The following is a 16,464-nucleotide window of genomic DNA, read 5'->3' as shown; positions in this document are numbered from 1 at the left end:
ACAGATAACTAAATAAACCCTCACTTATGAGAGAAAAATTTATCTATCTAGTTTCTAATCATTACAAGCTCATCCACATATTAAGTCCTTGTCCCCTTTCCATATATCTCTATTTCTATCATACCAATATGATGTAATATTTCAAATGATAAAAAAATAAAAATCGATATTCCATGGCGATCTTCCACTAATTTTAATATATTACAATAACTAGATAATTAAAATAATTAGAAAAACACTGGTAAATACTGGCTACATTTTTTATAATAAAATGTGGGGCTAATGTGAGAGTTGTAAACGGTCTGATTATACAGACTCAACTAGTTTTAAACAAATAGGGGGAAGAAACATGTCAAAAAAATTACTTTCTTTATTTTCTACAGTAATCGTAGCAGCGTTTGTAATAACTGGCTGTGGTCAAAGCGATACGACAAATAAAGAACAAAAAGAAAATACAACAAAAGAAAGCAAAACAGAAAAAACGGATACAACGAAAGAAAATAAACCTGAAGAAAAAAAATCCGAAGATAAAAAAACTGAAGATAAAAATCCTGAAAATACAGCTACTAGCTCAAGCGATTACTCTAAGCTGATTTCCTATATGGAAAAAGAAACAGGTGGTAAAACAAAAGTTCTTTTTGAAAATAAGGAACCACAAGTGTATAAAGCTGAAGATGTTTCAGTATCAATGAACGGTTACACATTAGTTGAATTAAATGGATTCCATACAAACTTCGACATTCCGTTTAATCGTCAAACAGAGGGCGGAGTTATTCTTGTGAACTACAGCGTAAAAAATAGTTCAGCTAAAGATATTTATTATATGCCAGCATTGGACATGTCATTTACTGGTGCGCAGAAAGCGTATAGTAACTATAAAGATTTAATTCCAAAAGAAGATCAGCTACCAACTAAGCTTGCTCCAACGAATGATTACTTAGTAAAAGCAGGGGAAACTATTTCTGGTTATATCGCGTATCCATTCGGAAAAGATGATCTAGCGAAAATCTCAAGTCTCTCAACAGTCTCAGTCACAGTCCCAACTGCACAAGCTAATAAAGGAAAATTTGATGCTCCAATCGGAAGTCCTGGAAGCTTTTCATTAAGTTTAAACAAACAAGGTGCTGAAAAGGTTGCAACAGATAACACTTTCTACCAAGATAAAGCTACAGCTAATAACATGGGCGATAAAAAAATGTTAAAAGAGAAATCAAGTATTAATAACAGCCAAGAATTAGGCGCTGTTAATGTTACATTAGACGGATACCAATTCACTCAATTCACACCAAATTCCGTCGAAGCTCCACGCTTTGCAAATTTTAAAAACGGTCTTGTTCTGTTAACAGTAAAATTCAAGCTTGATAACAAAGATGCTCAAGACGTTTCACTATCTCCTATAAGCTCTACATTAAGAGTGAATGATGGTACACAATATACGATTAATGAAGGTATGCTATTAAATTATGACTATAATGCTTCAGTCAAAACAGGAACATCTGGAGAGTTACTACAAGTATATATTTTAGATCAAGAGCAGTATGAAAAGATTTGGAAAGACAAAAGCTTTGAGATTGAGTTAGGACCTATGAGAAATAAAGAAGCTAAAGATATTTCACAAGGTAAAAAAGTTAAATTTACATTACCTAAATAAATTACTAAGTATATATTAGAAAAGGCATATAACATATGATTGTTATATGCCTTTTCTATTTGTATAAAGAACAAAATTTTAATTTAAGTGTATACATTTATCATTACCTATCCGTTGTATAAGTGTAGGGAGGAAAAGTGATGGGAAAAGAAAATATATTGACCTCCTATCTTATCAATTTAGGGGAGGAAGTGTTCAAACTACTATTAGCGAAAGGGGCTATAAAAGAAGATGCAGAAGACATCATCCAAAATACCTTCTATAAAGTATACACATTGCTAGATAATCTAACCGAGAGTAACATACGTCCATGGTTTTTCAGAGTCGCATTAAACGAATACATTGACTTGAAAAGGAAAAAAGAGCAACAAAACATTTATTTAACTGAAGAGATTTATTCAAAATTACAATATACAGACCGAGAATTAGACGCTGTTTTAAATAAAGATGAGATTTTCTATCTATTAAAAGATATAAAACTAGAATATAAAGAAGCTTTCTTTTTAAAGTACTACTACAACTTTTCATATGAGGAAATCGCCCTAATACTAGATATTCAAGTAAACAGCGTCAAACAAAAGTTACATCGTGCACGTAAAGCAGTTCACTCAAAAATAGGAGGAAAATCTTAATGGATACTTCTTTAAAAGATGCATTAAAAAAAGCTAAAAGGAAACATTTATTTAAAAGTATCATTACCTCTATGATCGTTGTAATCATACTTATCCCTATACTTTATAAAGTTGGCAATTACTTCGCAGCAAAAAGCTCTACGAAGCTTCACGAACGACTCTTTTTACATAACGCAATTGCAGAACCGAATGTACAAATTAACTCTCAAGTAACGAGTAATTCATCCATGTTTGGCGGCAATATTATATCAAATCGTTCTAAAAATATTAATGGTTACGTAGTCCCGTGGAATACATTAACAAGCTCCTATGGTTGGATCCGTATCAATATCGATTCCAATGAATTAACGCCTGGTTTTTATTGGTCCAATAAAGAGTTCTATGAGTACGATAAACAAACAAAGAAAAAATTTGCAACATTTTATAATCCCGCTATTAAGGAATATTTTGATGGTGTCCAAAATGAATTAGGGGAAGTTTCACAAATGAACAACTATGTTGCCGAAGTTGCTATCTCTTTCAACCAGCCCTACACACTACAAGAAATTAAAGAGAAGATTCCAGACAACTTAAACATTGTATGGTTATACATGACCTCACCAATTGGAGATGAAAGTAAAGGACCCGCTGGTATGCCAATTTACGGATTTAATCCAGACAAGTCCCCTGAAGAAGCGTACAAAGAGTTCGTTGATTCACTTAACCAATACGATGACGATGGACATGACGAAGATATCCAGAAGTTTTTAAAATCAAACAAGGACAAACCATTCGATCAAGTGAAAATCTTAGGTGTTATGCTAACAGGAAAAACAGAAAACTTTAAGGCATTAGAAAACCAAGACTTTATTCGCGGTGCTTCTGTAGGGGTTACTGCACAAGTTGTTCCTTATATAAAACCGGAGAAATAATAAGGAAAAGACAAGATAAACTAATAATAGCTAGTTAAAAGAACATACATGAATCTGTTTACTATGGGAGCTACATATTTTAGTCAAGAGCTCCCTTCATGAATTGTTCACCCTCCAAACAATTCATTTACAAATACTTTATGTACAAATGAAAAATCATAATTTTTGTTCACACTTTATCCATTGTGAATATTTTCACAATGGATATATAATAAACATGTAAATAAAATATTGGAGGGATTTCAATGGTTATCAATTTTTTAAGAACTGATAAACGTGCTGCTTTCATATTATTATTTTTAAGATTTTACATAGGATATGCATGGCTCACTGCTGGGATAGGTAAAGTTTTCGGACAATCTTTTGATGCAAGTGGTTTTCTAAAGGGCGCTATTGCTCAGGCATCAGGTGATCACCCTGCCGTACAAAGTTGGTGGGCAGATTTCCTTCAACACTTTGTTCTTCCAAACGCAGACCTATTTAGCTTTTTAGTTCAATGGGGAGAAATTTTAGTAGGTCTAGGTTTAATTTTAGGCGGATTAACAAAAACTGCTGCATTCTTTGGAATTATAATGAATCTTTCATTTTTACTAAGTGGAACTGTTAGTGTAAACCCAAATCTGCTTATTTTAACTATGTTCATTTTAGTTGCAGGTCATAACGCTGGACGTATTGGATTAGATGGCTATGTTTTTCCTAAACTTTTCCGTAAAAACAACCATGAAACATATAAGTTAAGTAAAACTGCGTAGTAACCGTTTACTTTTAAAATATAAATAAAAAAAAGAGCCTAAGTATAGGCTCTTTTCTACTTACTCCAAATTTAAACTCTTAACGAACCACGAAATCCTCTAGCAGCATAGTAGGAATCTGCTCCATTGTGGTACACAAAAACGTGTCCAAATCGATAATCGCAAAATAGAGCACCACCTAATTCTCGAATATCTGAAGGCGTTTGTACCCAGCTTGATGATTTCATATCGAAATCCCCAAGCTGTTGCAACTCTCGATATTGTTCTTCCGTTAATAATTCAATGCCCATAGCAGTTGCCACATCAATAACGTTATTTTCTGGTTTATGTTTTTTTCTTGACTCTAACGCTTCAAGATCATAGCAAAGGCTTCTGCGCCCTTTAGGACTCTCCTTTGAACAATCACAGAAAGTATACTCGTCCTTCTCTTCATCATAAGCAACAATATCCGGCTCACCGCCAGTTACTTCCATTTCATAAATTGACCATAATTTTTCAGTATTAGTAGCCAGCTTCACTTCAACTTTATCCCATTCAAGACCTTCATGGCGGTTCATGTTTTTCTCAAAACGAGCTTGTAATACTTTTAATAGTTCTTCACGTTGTTCTACAGATAACTCATTTTTATTCTCTGTCATATTAGTCCTCCGAATTCCGTTCCCTATAATCATTTAAATCTTCTCAATAATGGTTTGCATACAGTTTACAACAATCTGATACAATTGCACAACGAAAAATCCCTGTGCGGATATCCATTATATAGTACGAAAATCTTTCATGCTTTCTCCAAGAATATAGTGTGAAAACCACATCAAGTTCTGCTTCATAATAGCCACATTCATTCCTGGCTGATTCGAACTATATGCCATTCCTTTAAATATAATTAACTCCGTATCAACTTCCATATCTCTTAACCCTTCATATAGCTCATATGCATTTGTAATTGGAATTCTTACATCCTTTTCCCCATGTTGAATTAAGGTAGGCGTACAGGCTGATTTAATATATGTCATTGGTGATGTTTTCTTATATACCTCTGGATCATTCCATGGAGTATTTCCTAAATACATGCTAATAAAGTAAGGGATATCTGTATTTACATAATGGGTACTCCAGTTCGTAATGCCGCCCCCAACTGAAATAGCTTTAAATCTACTGCTACATGTAGAACAGAAAGCTGATATATATCCTCCGTTACTCCATCCCATAACCCCTACTCTCTCTTTATCTACAATCCCTTTTTCAACTAGTGCATCCACTCCAGATATAACATCATCATAATCAGCAAGTCCTTGTTTTCTATAGTTTGCTTTTAAAAATTCATTACCATAACCAGAACTTCCTCTATAGTTTGGCTCTAAAACGATAAAACCTTTTTCGATAAACTGTTCAATCGGATATTTCTCATTAAAACAGTCTGAAAATATCGGAAAGGACGCCCAATTCGGACCACCACGGATTACTACTAATAAGGGATATTTTTTATTTGCGTCAAACTCTACTGGGGTTGATAAAACTCCTTCTATTTCCAGTCCATCACTACTTTTCCATGAGATGATTTCTCTGTTACTTTTAAGCCTTCCTTCGAAAAAGCTATTTTCATTTGTTACTTTTTTATCATCCAAATAGATTTCAAAGGTTTCATTCGTTATAGCCTTATTATAGGTTATATGATTGCCATCCCTTGTTATAGAGGCATCCATTATAAAGCCATCTACTTTTTCGCTTAACATTTCCACAGTGCCATCCTCACATAGCAATCCAATACGATAATTCGTTTTATCCTGCCATCTAATTAAAATCCCTTTAGCTGTCCACTGTAATGGCATAACCGTACTATCAAAATTTGTTAAAGGTTGAATTACCTCTCCAGTATTCATATCATATATCTCTAATGTATTATCTTGTATATGATTTCTATAGTAATCCTTCTCTCTTATGCTTGCTGCGTAACATATTTTATCGTCCTCAGGAGAAAAGCAGACGCTCGCTCCTAACAACTTATCTATATTCATCTTTTGTAGTTCCCCAGCTCTAACATCTAATATATATATATCACCATTCATATAATCGTTTAAGCTTGGTGTAACCATACATACAACCTTTTTCCCATCATTTGAAATATCAAAGTTATGTATATAAAAATCTTTACCATTCGTTAGTTGATAAATACCGCTAACTTTCCGTTCCTGTTTATCATTTTGTATCACTTTTTCTATTTCAACGTAGTATAAACAATTATTCCGATGTTCCTTACCTACATGGTGAAAATCTCCATATAGTCCCTTACGTTTCTTTATTTCCTCACATTCTTTTGACTGTGCAATATAATAAAAACCTTTACCAGTAGGCTCCCATTTGAATGTATTAACTCCTTCCTTCTCATCCGTAATTTGAACCTCACTACCACCTTCTATTGATTTTACAAAGATCTGATTTGTATTAGCCCCCTCACCGCTTGGGCTAAGGTATGCAATGCTCTTGGAATCTGGAGACCATAATGGATGTATACTATCTATATCCCCATTTGTTAGTGGGTAACTCTGCCCTTTATCTGCTTCATATATCCATACATGATTTCTATACGTATTATCTTCCCAGTTAGCGCTCTTCTTAACAAATGCTACGTTTTCGCCATCATCACTTATGTTTGCACTTGATAAGACCGGTAATGAAATAATCTCTTCTATACTTAAATATGTTTTTGCTTTCACTTTCATATAATAAGCCCCCTTGTAATGTCCATGAATCTATTGTCTCTTCTTGTCGTAATAAAGGAAATTGTTCACGAATACTTAAAACGATAACGGAAAATTCAGATAAATAAAAGTGAATCTGATAAAGTTAAAATTTAATCTATAGGGTTCTATCCACTTACCAATTTTAGATGTTCTTTTTCAGCACAAAAATACCCCTTTAGATAAAATATCTAAAGGGGTACAAATTCGTAAATTTATTTTAAAGCTATATTTATTAACCTACCAATCTCCTACTCAACAGTAACAGACTTAGCTAAGTTACGTGGCTTATCAACGTCACACTCGCGGTGAAGTGCTGCATAGTATGAAATAAGTTGGAATGGAATAACTGCTACTAGCGGTGCTAATGCTTCGTGTACAGCTGGTAATACGAAGCTGTCACCTTCCATTTCTAAGCCTTTCATTGAGATGATACATGGGTTTGCTCCGCGTGCTACTACTTCTTTCACGTTACCACGAATTCCAAGGTTTACGTGCTCTTGTGTAGCAAGCGCGATAACTGGTGTACCGTTTTCGATTAAGGCGATTGTACCGTGTTTTAATTCTCCTCCAGCAAATCCTTCTGCTTGGATGTAAGAGATTTCTTTTAGCTTTAACGCTCCTTCTAATCCTACGTAGAAGTCTACGCTACGTCCGATGAAGAAACAGTTACGAGTTGTTGCTAAAAATTGTTTTGCTAATGCGTCCATTTCTTCTTTTTGATCACAAAGTTGTACCATTGCATTCGCTACAAGTCCTAATTCGTGTGTTAAATCAAAATCAAGAACTTCGCCTTTCGCTTTAGCAATGTCCGCAGCTAAAATTGAAAGTACCGCAAGCTGTGCTGTGTAAGCTTTCGTTGATGCAACTGCGATTTCTGGTCCCGCGTATAACGGAAGTGTATAATCAGCTTCACGAGAAAGTGTAGAACCAGGTACGTTTGTAATCGTTAATGCTTTATGACCCATTTCATTCGTTTGTACAAGTACTGCACGGCTATCAGCTGTTTCACCACTTTGTGAAATGTAAATGAAGAATGGTCTCTCTGTTAATAATGGCATATTATAAGAGAATTCACTTGCTACATGCACTTCAACTGGCATTTTTGCAAACTTCTCGATAAATTGTTTTCCAACAAGACCTGCATGATAACTTGTTCCACATGCAATGATGTAAATACGATCGCTGTCTAAAATTGCGTTACGGATATCTTCATTCAGTTCAATCTCGCCATTTTCATCTTGGTACTTTTGAATTATATTACGGATTACAAGTGGTTGCTCATCGATTTCTTTCAGCATGAAATGAGGGTATGTTCCTTTTTCAATATCACTTGCGTCTAATTCCGCTGTAAACGGTGCACGTTCAATCGTTTCACCTTGTAAGTTTTTAATTGTAATACTTTCTTTTGTTACGATTACGATTTCTTTATCCATTAACTCAATAAATTGATCTGTAACTTGTAACATCGCCATAGCGTCGCTCGCCACAACATTAAAGTTGTCACCAACACCTACTAATAGCGGGCTTTTGTTTTTAGCAACATAAATCATGTTTGGATTTTCAGCATCAAGTAATCCGATTGCATAAGAGCCATGTAAAAGAGATAGCGTATTACGGAACGCTTCTTCTACACTTAGTCCTGTGCTCACTTGTTGTTCCATAAGCTGTACGATAATCTCTGTATCAGTTTCACTTACGAACGTTACATCTTGTAAATATTCTTTTTTCACTAATTCATAGTTTTCAATTACACCGTTATGAACTAGTGTAAAGCGTTTTGATGTACTTTGATGCGGATGCGCGTTTACTTTGCTTGGAACACCATGTGTAGCCCAGCGTGTGTGACCGATCCCCACGCTTGCTGCTACGTTCTCATCTACGATTTCGCGAAGTTTTGCAATACGACCTTTTTCTTTGTATACAACAACACCGTTACCTGTTTGTACTGCAATACCTGCTGAATCATATCCACGATATTCTAGCTTTTCTAAACCTTTTAATAAAATTTCCTTTGCATCTTGCTCTCCAATAAATCCTACGATTCCACACATGTTTAGTCGCCGTTACAAATGCTTACATTGCTCTGCGAACATGTAACGACATAGTCCGATACCATTTTTATTTATACTAAAAAACGGATTACATATTGCTAGCCCTGTAAGCTTGTAACGGCTTTCACCTTCCTCTCGATTGGGTTTAAGTCCGTATATACTTATACAGCTAGTTTTCATCCGTTCCTTTTCTCTCATCACACTTTCACCTTTGTCCACTAAGTCACCTTAATGATTTAAGTAAAAGCTTGCGGTTGTGATGAACAACCGGGAGTCATCCGCCGAAATCTCGATAAACTCCACCTCGTCAACTACACTACTTGTAGTTCTGGCGCTTCTATAATTTACAATATTTCCTTTGAGAAAAAGAACAAGACCATCTTATAACAAACATAGATAAACCGTCAATGAAATTTTTTTCATCGTCTATAAAACATATGAAAAAGGAGCACTTTTTGTGCTCCTTTTCAATAAATTTATCGAATTATTCAGCGCCAACTTCAGCTTTCACAACTTCTACAATGCGATGTACATATGCGTCACACACTTCTTGTGTTGGTGCTTCTGCCATTACACGAATAAGTGGCTCTGTTCCAGATGGACGAACAAGAATGCGGCCATCACCGTTCATTTCTTCCTCTACAACACGAATAATTTCTTTAATTTTTTCATTTTCTAATGCTAGTTTTTTATCTGTTACACGAACGTTTACTAGTAATTGTGGGAATTTTGTCATCTCACCTGCAAGCTCAGATAATGGTTTTTTCGTCATTTTCATGATGTTTACCAGTTGAAGTGCACTTAACATTCCATCACCAGTTGTAATGTAATCAAGTAAGATAATATGACCCGATTGTTCTCCACCTAAGTTGTAACCACCACGCTTCATCTCTTCCATTACGTAACGGTCACCAACTGCTGTTTTATCACTTGTGATATTGTTAGCTTCAAGTGCTTTGTAGAAACCTAAGTTACTCATAACAGTTGAAACGACTGTATTATGCTTTAGTTGACCAGTTTCTTTCATGTACTTCGCACAAATAAACATAATTTGATCGCCATCAACGATGTTTCCTTTTTCATCTACAGCGATTAAACGGTCACCATCACCATCAAAGGCAAGACCGATATCAGCGCCTTTATCTTTTACTAATTTAGCTAATACTTCTGGATGCGTAGAACCTACTCCATCGTTAATGTTCATGCCGTTTGGTGAAGTTCCCATTGTTGAAATATCAGCCTCTAAATCCGCGAATAAGTATGGAGCTAAAGAAGACGTAGCACCATGCGCACAATCTAAAGCGATATGTAAACCAGAGAAATCTTCCTCTACAGTTTGTTTAATATATTGTAAATATTTTTGTCCGCCTTCAAAATAATCACTCACTTGTCCAAGATTCGTACCTGTTGGACGTGGTAGTTCATCAACTTCTTTGTCTAATAAAGCTTCGATTTCTGCTTCTTGCTCATCTGTTAATTTAAAACCGTCTGAACCGAAGAATTTGATTCCGTTATCCTGTACTGGATTATGAGATGCAGAAATCATAACACCTGCTTGTGCATCTAACGCTTTTGTTAAATAAGCAACACCTGGTGTAGAAATAACGCCAAGGCGCATTACTTCTGCTCCAGTTGATAATAGACCTGCTACTAAAGCTCCTTCTAACATATGTCCTGATATACGTGTATCACGGCCGATAATTACTTTTGGACGATCTGTATCTTTTGTTAATACATAACCACCAAAACGTCCAATTTTGAACGCTAATTCAGGTGTTAACTCCTGGTTCGCAACCCCGCGTACTCCATCTGTACCAAAATATTTACCCATTATGATTCGCTCCTTTTTCTGGCTCTTTTTGATTATCTACTGTTGGCTCTTGACTAGTTTCTTTTGTTGGCTCTTGACTAGTTTCTTTTTCTTTTTCTTTTTCTTTATCTTTATTTTGTTCCTGTTCCGTGTCAGGCTTAGGTTCAGGTTCAGGATTTTTTGGTTTTTCAGTTTGATTATCTTGGTTATTATTTGAATCTGGTTTTTCACCGTTACCCTGTACTTCTTTGTCTGGATTTTCTTTCTTCACAATTGTGACTTTAGCACTTTTTTGCTTTGGCTCTATGGAAATATTACCAGGACCGCTCACTTGAATAGAAACATCCTTCGTCCCCGGAGATACATTTTGCAGATTAATGGCTGCTGTTATTTGAGCAGCTGTTATTTTATCTACTATACTTGTTTCTCCTGAAATATCAACGCTTATCTTCCCATCTTGCGGCGAAAGTAGCTGGGCCGTAACATCTTTAGAAAGTCCATTTTTTTGAATTGATATACCATCAATCGTTCTTGTTTTCGTTTGTTTTGTTTTTTGCACTCCTACCGAAACCTTCACTTGATTCGGTTTTGCACTTGTTACACCCTTTGGCAATAAAACAGAGGTATCGAATGTTGTAGACTCTGTCAATTGACTAAGATCTACTTCGACCCCCTCTATCGATTGTATATTATCCAAGATATCTTTTGGACCTGCTATCGTTACTTCTCTCGGCTCAATGCTAATATTTGTAACGGCCAATCCTTCTGGTAAACTCCCCTTTTTCGTATACGCTACAGGAACAGTTTTTTCAGTATTATTGGCCGTAGCTTGCGTCGCCACATTCAATGTTACACTAATTTTAGATGGACTCGTTCTTACATTTAAACGTTTTCCTTCTCTATTGTATAATGTAACTTCGGCTGTTTTTGTAACAGTTTTATTAACACCTTTTAAATCAATATACGCCTTAGCAGATGAAATACTTTCAATTTCTTCTTTCGTCCCAACTACCTCAACAGTATCAGGTTTAATGTTTGATTTTTCGAGAGTAGAACCCGCTGGCATTTGATCCTCATTTGATAATTTTAAGTCTACATGGACGTATTTTCTCGCTTTTTCATGTAGAGTAATTTTAATTGTTGATGGCTGAACTGTTCCTTTCACATCATCTGGAAGCCCGTTCGTTTTCAAAGAAACTTCATAAGTTCCTTTTTCGCTATCTCTCAAATCAACTGGTATATCAAATTGTTTTTTCGCTTTTGCTGTAGCAACTGCTGCTTTTGGGCCCTCTAACTTCACCTTAACGCCCTCTGACGGAATACCACTTACAATATATTTCTCTTCATCATACTTAAGGTTAATGGCATAATTAGTTAAGGTTTCTTTCGCATCATTTGCGAAAGGCATTATCCCCGATGTCGTATTTTTTTCAGTTAAAGTCGCTGACATAAAAAGCATACACGCCAATAGTAATGAGATCCCTTTTAGAAACCAATGATTCTCCATTAACTTATCCATGACGCTTTCTCCTCCAATTCCATAAAGACGAAGAAGTCGTTTTTTCGTTCACACTAAATTCAGCTAACAACATATCTTTCAGTTGTTCTGTCTTCAAATCACGATGCAACTTACCATTTTTCGTTAAAGAAATTTGGCCAGTTTCTTCCGACACAACTACTGTAATACTATCAGTAACTTCACTAACTCCCATTGCAGCGCGATGCCTAGTTCCTAGTTCCTTAGAGATAAAAGGACTTTCCGATAACGGAAGATAACACGCTGCTGCTTTAATGGTACTTCCTTGCATAATTACTGCTCCATCGTGAAGAGGTGTATTAGGAATGAAAATATTAATGAGTAATTCCGATGATACGTTTGCATTTAGCGGAATACCCGTTTCCACATAATCACCCATACCAGTCTCTTTTGACAAAGTAATTAATGCACCAATTCTACGTTTTCCCATATATTCCGTCGCTTTCGCTATCGCTGTTGCAACGATTTCAGGCTCATCGTCCTCCTGAGTTCCAGTACGCGAAAATAAACTCCCGCGTCCTAGCTGCTCAAGTGCTCTTCTCAATTCTGGCTGGAAAATAATAATAACGGCTAAAAATCCCCACGTTAATACTTGCTCAGTTAGCCAATAAAGCGTATGTAATTCAAGGAAAATACTGATCATCCGAACGACAATAATAACTGTAATCCCTTTTAAAAGTTGAACAGCTTTCGTCCCTCGGATTATGAGAATTAGCTTATATATAATAAACCATACAACGGCAATATCTAATACCGTACTAAGATATTTCAAAATGGTCGTATCTTCAAAAGGCATGCTAACCCTTCCTCCTACTTACGAGCAATTCTATCCATATATTGAAATATTGTTTTATGCTCTATCTGTATGTATTTCCAACAACTAGTTAATTATACCATACATGAAACAAACGACAATTACAAACAACCCTCCTTTAGTCTAAATTGGTAAGATGTCAAACATTATTATCGTACAGTATAATATAAATCATTATTATACGCTTATTTTCAAATAAAAAAAGCAACTTCTCAGTTGCTTTTCTTACATTTATTTTAGTTTTTCACCGAATAAAGAACCCATTAAAGCAACTGCTGTTGTTGCCGTTCTGTTTCGCTCATCTAAAATTGTATTTACTTCAACAAACTCAGCAGATGTAACAATATCAGCTTCCGCTAACATTTCCATTGCTAAATGGCTTTCACGATAAGATAGGCCACCAATTACAGGCGTGCCAACTCCTGGTGCATCATGAGGATCAAGACCATCTAAATCTAATGATAAATGTACACCATCAGTATGAGATAAATAAGCGATTGTTTCTTCCATAACGGCCGTCATACCCATACGATCAATCTCGTGCATCGAGAATACTTTAATACCTTCATTGCGAATAAAGTCTTTTTCTCCTTCATCTAATGCACGTGCACCGATAATGACAACATTCTCTTTTTTCACCTTTGGATATGCCCCGTATAAATCTACAAGCGTTTGATGTCCATACCCTAAACTTGCTGCAAGTGACATGCCATGAATATTTCCAGATGGTGAAGTTTCTTCTGTATTTAAGTCACCATGTGCATCGTACCAAATAACACCTAAATTTTTATAATGTTTGGCAACACCAGCTAATGTACCAATTGCGATACTATGGTCACCACCTAATACAAGTGGAAAACGTCCCTCTTCTATAATATGATCCACCTTACTTGCTAATTCGTTACATACAGTTGCAACTTGTGTAAGGTTTCTTAAGCTTGTATTTACATCTATTTCTTTTTCTCTCTCTATACATATATCTCCCATATCTTTAACGTTATATCCAATTTCTTCAATTCTTTCAATTACGCCTGCATAACGGATTGCACTCGGCCCCATATCTACCCCGCGACGCATCTGTCCTAAATCCATTGGAACTCCAATAACTGAGATTTCTTTTTTCATAGATAGTATCCCCCTTTTATGCCTTCACTAAATATTTTAAATCTTTTATATAGTCTGACTCAACTCAACATTTTTCTGTATGGATATACAAATTATTCACTTGTATTCGCCTTAAAAACCCAATTTCAAGACTATTCTATGTATAAAGTTAACTTAATGAAACAACTACCATCATTATTATTAAATAATAATAAAAAACACTCCTACATTTAGAAGTGTTTTTCTGATGCTATTTTCCATACTGCGGCAATATTCTTTGCTGTCATTTCGATATTCTCTTCCGCTACTTTATATGCCTCTTCTAATGTCATAGGACTCGCTGTAATACTAAATACTGCATCGATTCCTTTTTCATGAACAGCTGGATAATTCGGAGATACAGATCCTCCAATAGCAATGACAGGAATACGAAAATGCTTTGCACGCTCCGCAACACCTACAGGTGCCTTTCCATATGCTGTTTGTTCATCTATTCTCCCTTCGCCAGTTATAATTAAATCTGCTCCTTCTATATGCTTATCAAAATTTGTATAGTCTAATACAATTTCAATTCCTCTCCGCAAGTTTCCCTTTAACACTGCAATAACAGCTGCTCCCATTCCTCCTGCGGCTCCTGCGCCAGGTATTTTAGATACGTCGCAAGATAAGTATTGTTTAAGGATATTCGCATAATGCTTTAAATTCTCATCCAGCTCTTTCATCATCTCTGCATTCGCACCCTTTTGCCTCCCAAATACGAAAGATGCTCCCCTTATTCCAACTAACGGATTATCTACATCACATGCTGCTTCTATCTTTATATGCAGTAAGCGTGAATCCATGCATGAAAAATCAATAGCGACAATCGAATGTAACGTTCCTCCAGATGGCTCTATTACTTCCCCTTTTCCATTTATAAACCTGACCCCTAAAGCTGACAACATACCTGCTCCGCCATCATTTGTAGCACTTCCGCCAAGTCCTAAAATAATGTGCTCAGCTCCTTCGTCTAGCGCATGTAGTATAAGCTCTCCGGTTCCTTTAGTCGTTGTAATAAGTGGGTTTCGCTTTTTAACCGGAACATGTTGTAATCCTGATGCTGCTGCCATTTCAATAAACGCTGTCTTTTTATCTTTAGAGATACCGTAAAAGGCTTGTACACGTTCTCTAAGCGGTCCTGTCACATGAAGAGGTATCATTCTTCCATCTGTAGCATCCACAAGTGAATCAACCGTTCCTTCACCTCCATCTCCAATTGGTATTTTTACGTACTCTGCTTTAGGAAAAATTGCTCCAAATCCTCTTTCAATAGCTTCACATACTTTTATAGCTTTTAAGCTTTCTTTATATGAATCAGATGCAATAACAACTTTCACAATTATCCCCCATCCTTTACTTTTACATTTTCTTCATTTTAAACGACAAGTATGAAAGTTATCTAGTTTTCAAAGAACATACCATTTGCTATTTAAAATAGCTTTTTGGTGGAGCCTAGCGGGATCGAACCGCTGACCTCCTGCGTGCAAGGCAGGCGCTCTCCCAGCTGAGCTAAGGCCCCAAAAGTTGTATGGTGGGCCTAAATGGACTCGAACCATCGACCTCACGCTTATCAAGGTTGTATTCTACCACTGAACTACTTCCGCGAAAATGGTGAGCCATGAAGGATTCGAACCTTCGACCCTCTGATTAAAAGTCAGATGCTCTACCAACTGAGCTAATGGCTCGTAAATGGCTGGGCTAGCTGGATTCGAACCAGCGCATGACGGAGTCAAAGTCCGTTGCCTTACCGCTTGGCTATAGCCCATTAATATTTACTAGTATGGTTATCTTTTCAAAAAAATAAACCCTCTCAGGTTATTTTAAAGAAAATGGTGGAGGGGGGCAGATTCGAACTGCCGAACCCGAAGGAGCGGATTTACAGTCCGCCGCGTTTAGCCACTTCGCTACCCCTCCGACATTTAAAATATATATGGTGGAGGATGACGGGATCGAACCGCCGACCCCCTGCTTGTAAGGCAGGTGCTCTCCCAGCTGAGCTAATCCTCCAAAAGTGGTGACCCGTACGGGATTCGAACCCGTGTTACCGCCGTGAAAGGGCGGTGTCTTAACCACTTGACCAACGGGCCAAAAATTTCAAAACTCTTCCCAAGCTTCCAACCGGGCTTGAACCGGTGACCTCTTCCTTACCATGGAAGTGCTCTACCAGCTGAGCTATGGAAGCATAATGGCTCCGCAGTTAGGACTCGAACCTACGACCGATCGGTTAACAGCCGATAGCACAACCACTGAGCTACTGCGGTTTAATAGTTGCTTGGCGACGTCCTACTCTCACAGGGACAAGGTCCCAACTACCATCGGCGCTAGAGAGCTTAACTTCCGTGTTCGGTATGGGAACGGGTGTGACCTCTCTGCCATCATCACCAAACTATGAAGGCATATTCCTTCAAAACTAGATAACATT

13 protein-coding genes, 8 tRNA genes and 1 rRNA gene are annotated in these 16,464 nt (G+C 36.6%); 4 read left to right on the top strand and 18 right to left on the bottom strand.

The genetic code is table 11. The features are described from left to right. Nucleotides 1-349 precede the first annotated feature (349 nt). From DM800_RS04670 to DM800_RS04655, 4 genes are all read left to right on the top strand, one after another. The gene (locus tag DM800_RS04670) at nt 350-1,651 is read left to right on the top strand and encodes a DUF5068 domain-containing protein (RefSeq protein ID WP_137011024.1); all 1,302 of its coding nucleotides are present in this window, start codon (nt 350-352) and stop codon (nt 1,649-1,651) included. Between the two features lie 140 nt (nt 1,652-1,791). Next, on the top strand, nt 1,792-2,283 hold the full coding sequence (locus tag DM800_RS04665) for an RNA polymerase sigma factor (protein WP_088061685.1): 492 nt from the start codon (nt 1,792-1,794) through the stop codon (nt 2,281-2,283). Then, complete coding sequence (locus tag DM800_RS04660) at nt 2,283-3,194, top strand: sigma factor regulator N-terminal domain-containing protein (protein ID WP_088061683.1); 912 nt, start codon at nt 2,283-2,285, stop codon at nt 3,192-3,194. The genes DM800_RS04665 and DM800_RS04660 overlap by 1 nt, the downstream gene beginning before the upstream one ends. 245 nt (nt 3,195-3,439) lie before the next feature. Continuing rightward, nucleotides 3,440-3,946 (top strand): DoxX family membrane protein, encoded by a 507-nt coding sequence (locus DM800_RS04655; RefSeq protein ID WP_087984974.1) that lies wholly within the window; start codon nt 3,440-3,442, stop codon nt 3,944-3,946. A 71-nt stretch (nt 3,947-4,017) separates the two neighbouring features. On the opposite strand, the gene DM800_RS04650 is transcribed toward DM800_RS04655, so the two are convergent. The 18 genes from DM800_RS04650 to rrf form a co-directional block, all read right to left on the bottom strand. Then, nucleotides 4,018-4,584 carry a DUF4256 domain-containing protein gene (locus tag DM800_RS04650; protein ID WP_088061681.1) on the bottom strand — a complete coding sequence of 189 codons (567 nt, stop codon included), beginning with the start codon at nt 4,582-4,584 and terminating at the stop codon, nt 4,018-4,020. A 117-nt stretch (nt 4,585-4,701) separates the two neighbouring features. Further along, nucleotides 4,702-6,666 (bottom strand): S9 family peptidase, encoded by a 1,965-nt coding sequence (locus DM800_RS04645; RefSeq protein WP_147786514.1) that lies wholly within the window; start codon nt 6,664-6,666, stop codon nt 4,702-4,704. A gap of 269 nt (nt 6,667-6,935) precedes the next feature. Then, nucleotides 6,936-8,738, bottom strand: coding sequence for a glutamine--fructose-6-phosphate transaminase (isomerizing) (gene glmS / locus DM800_RS04640; RefSeq protein WP_088061678.1), 1,803 nt, complete (start codon nt 8,736-8,738; stop codon nt 6,936-6,938). 12 nt (nt 8,739-8,750) lie between these two features. After that, entirely contained in the window at nt 8,751-8,936 is a 186-nt protein-coding gene (locus DM800_RS04635) for a hypothetical protein (protein ID WP_033659100.1), read from the bottom strand. Nucleotides 8,937-9,222: 286 nt separating this feature from the next. Beyond that, complete coding sequence (gene glmM / locus DM800_RS04630) at nt 9,223-10,569, bottom strand: phosphoglucosamine mutase (RefSeq protein ID WP_000521485.1); 1,347 nt, start codon at nt 10,567-10,569, stop codon at nt 9,223-9,225. Next, nucleotides 10,562-12,067 carry a CdaR family protein gene (locus DM800_RS04625; protein ID WP_147786513.1) on the bottom strand — a complete coding sequence of 502 codons (1,506 nt, stop codon included), beginning with the start codon at nt 12,065-12,067 and terminating at the stop codon, nt 10,562-10,564. Before DM800_RS04625 ends, glmM begins: the two co-directional genes overlap by 8 nt. Next, the gene (cdaA, locus tag DM800_RS04620; protein WP_097907823.1) at nt 12,060-12,881 is read right to left on the bottom strand and encodes a diadenylate cyclase CdaA; all 822 of its coding nucleotides are present in this window, start codon (nt 12,879-12,881) and stop codon (nt 12,060-12,062) included. The genes DM800_RS04625 and cdaA overlap by 8 nt, the downstream gene beginning before the upstream one ends. Before the next feature lie 249 nt (nt 12,882-13,130). Next, a complete protein-coding gene (gene rocF, locus DM800_RS04615; RefSeq protein WP_088061671.1) occupies nt 13,131-14,024 on the bottom strand; it encodes an arginase in 894 nt (297 codons plus the stop codon). 209 nt (nt 14,025-14,233) lie between these two features. Next, entirely contained in the window at nt 14,234-15,379 is a 1,146-nt protein-coding gene (locus DM800_RS04610) for a glycerate kinase (protein ID WP_147786512.1), read from the bottom strand. A 106-nt stretch (nt 15,380-15,485) separates the two neighbouring features. Further along, nucleotides 15,486-15,561 (bottom strand) — tRNA-Ala (locus DM800_RS04605). A gap of 90 nt (nt 15,562-15,651) precedes the next feature. Next, nucleotides 15,652-15,727, bottom strand: a tRNA-Lys gene (locus tag DM800_RS04600). Nucleotides 15,728-15,732: 5 nt separating this feature from the next. Continuing rightward, nucleotides 15,733-15,807 (bottom strand) — tRNA-Gln (locus DM800_RS04595). A 65-nt stretch (nt 15,808-15,872) separates the two neighbouring features. Further along, a tRNA-Tyr gene (locus tag DM800_RS04590) sits at nt 15,873-15,956 on the bottom strand. 17 nt (nt 15,957-15,973) lie between these two features. Beyond that, nucleotides 15,974-16,049: transfer RNA gene (locus DM800_RS04585), tRNA-Val, on the bottom strand. Between the two features lie 5 nt (nt 16,050-16,054). Beyond that, nucleotides 16,055-16,129: transfer RNA gene (locus DM800_RS04580), tRNA-Glu, on the bottom strand. Nucleotides 16,130-16,151: 22 nt separating this feature from the next. Continuing rightward, nucleotides 16,152-16,224 (bottom strand) — tRNA-Thr (locus DM800_RS04575). Between the two features lie 4 nt (nt 16,225-16,228). Beyond that, nucleotides 16,229-16,303 (bottom strand) — tRNA-Asn (locus DM800_RS04570). A gap of 9 nt (nt 16,304-16,312) precedes the next feature. Continuing rightward, nucleotides 16,313-16,428: ribosomal RNA gene (rrf, locus tag DM800_RS04565) — 5S ribosomal RNA — on the bottom strand. Nucleotides 16,429-16,464 lie beyond the last annotated feature (36 nt).

This window comes from Bacillus sp. AY18-3, from assembly GCF_008042305.1.
GTDB classification, from domain to species: domain Bacteria; phylum Bacillota; class Bacilli; order Bacillales; family Bacillaceae_G; genus Bacillus_A; species Bacillus_A wiedmannii.
Note: the sequence above shows the minus strand (reverse complement) of the source record. Positions and strands in the feature narration are given on the sequence as shown.

Bases quoted from the DNA above. Each gene is read 5' to 3' on its own strand.
- rocF (WP_088061671.1), bottom strand. From the start codon at position 14,024: ATGAAAAAAGAAATCTCAGTTATTGGAGTTCCAATGGATTTAGGACAG.
- DM800_RS04635 (WP_033659100.1), bottom strand. From the start codon at position 8,936: ATGAGAGAAAAGGAACGGATGAAAACTAGCTGTATAAGTATATACGGA.
- DM800_RS04655 (WP_087984974.1), top strand. From the start codon at position 3,440: ATGGTTATCAATTTTTTAAGAACTGATAAACGTGCTGCTTTCATATTA.
- DM800_RS04660 (WP_088061683.1), top strand. From the start codon at position 2,283: ATGGATACTTCTTTAAAAGATGCATTAAAAAAAGCTAAAAGGAAACAT.
- DM800_RS04670 (WP_137011024.1), top strand. From the start codon at position 350: ATGTCAAAAAAATTACTTTCTTTATTTTCTACAGTAATCGTAGCAGCG.
- DM800_RS04665 (WP_088061685.1), top strand. From the start codon at position 1,792: ATGGGAAAAGAAAATATATTGACCTCCTATCTTATCAATTTAGGGGAG.
- glmS (WP_088061678.1), bottom strand. From the start codon at position 8,738: ATGTGTGGAATCGTAGGATTTATTGGAGAGCAAGATGCAAAGGAAATT.
- DM800_RS04650 (WP_088061681.1), bottom strand. From the start codon at position 4,584: ATGACAGAGAATAAAAATGAGTTATCTGTAGAACAACGTGAAGAACTA.
- DM800_RS04625 (WP_147786513.1), bottom strand. From the start codon at position 12,067: ATGGATAAGTTAATGGAGAATCATTGGTTTCTAAAAGGGATCTCATTA.
- cdaA (WP_097907823.1), bottom strand. From the start codon at position 12,881: ATGCCTTTTGAAGATACGACCATTTTGAAATATCTTAGTACGGTATTA.
- DM800_RS04645 (WP_147786514.1), bottom strand. From the start codon at position 6,666: ATGAAAGTGAAAGCAAAAACATATTTAAGTATAGAAGAGATTATTTCA.
- glmM (WP_000521485.1), bottom strand. From the start codon at position 10,569: ATGGGTAAATATTTTGGTACAGATGGAGTACGCGGGGTTGCGAACCAG.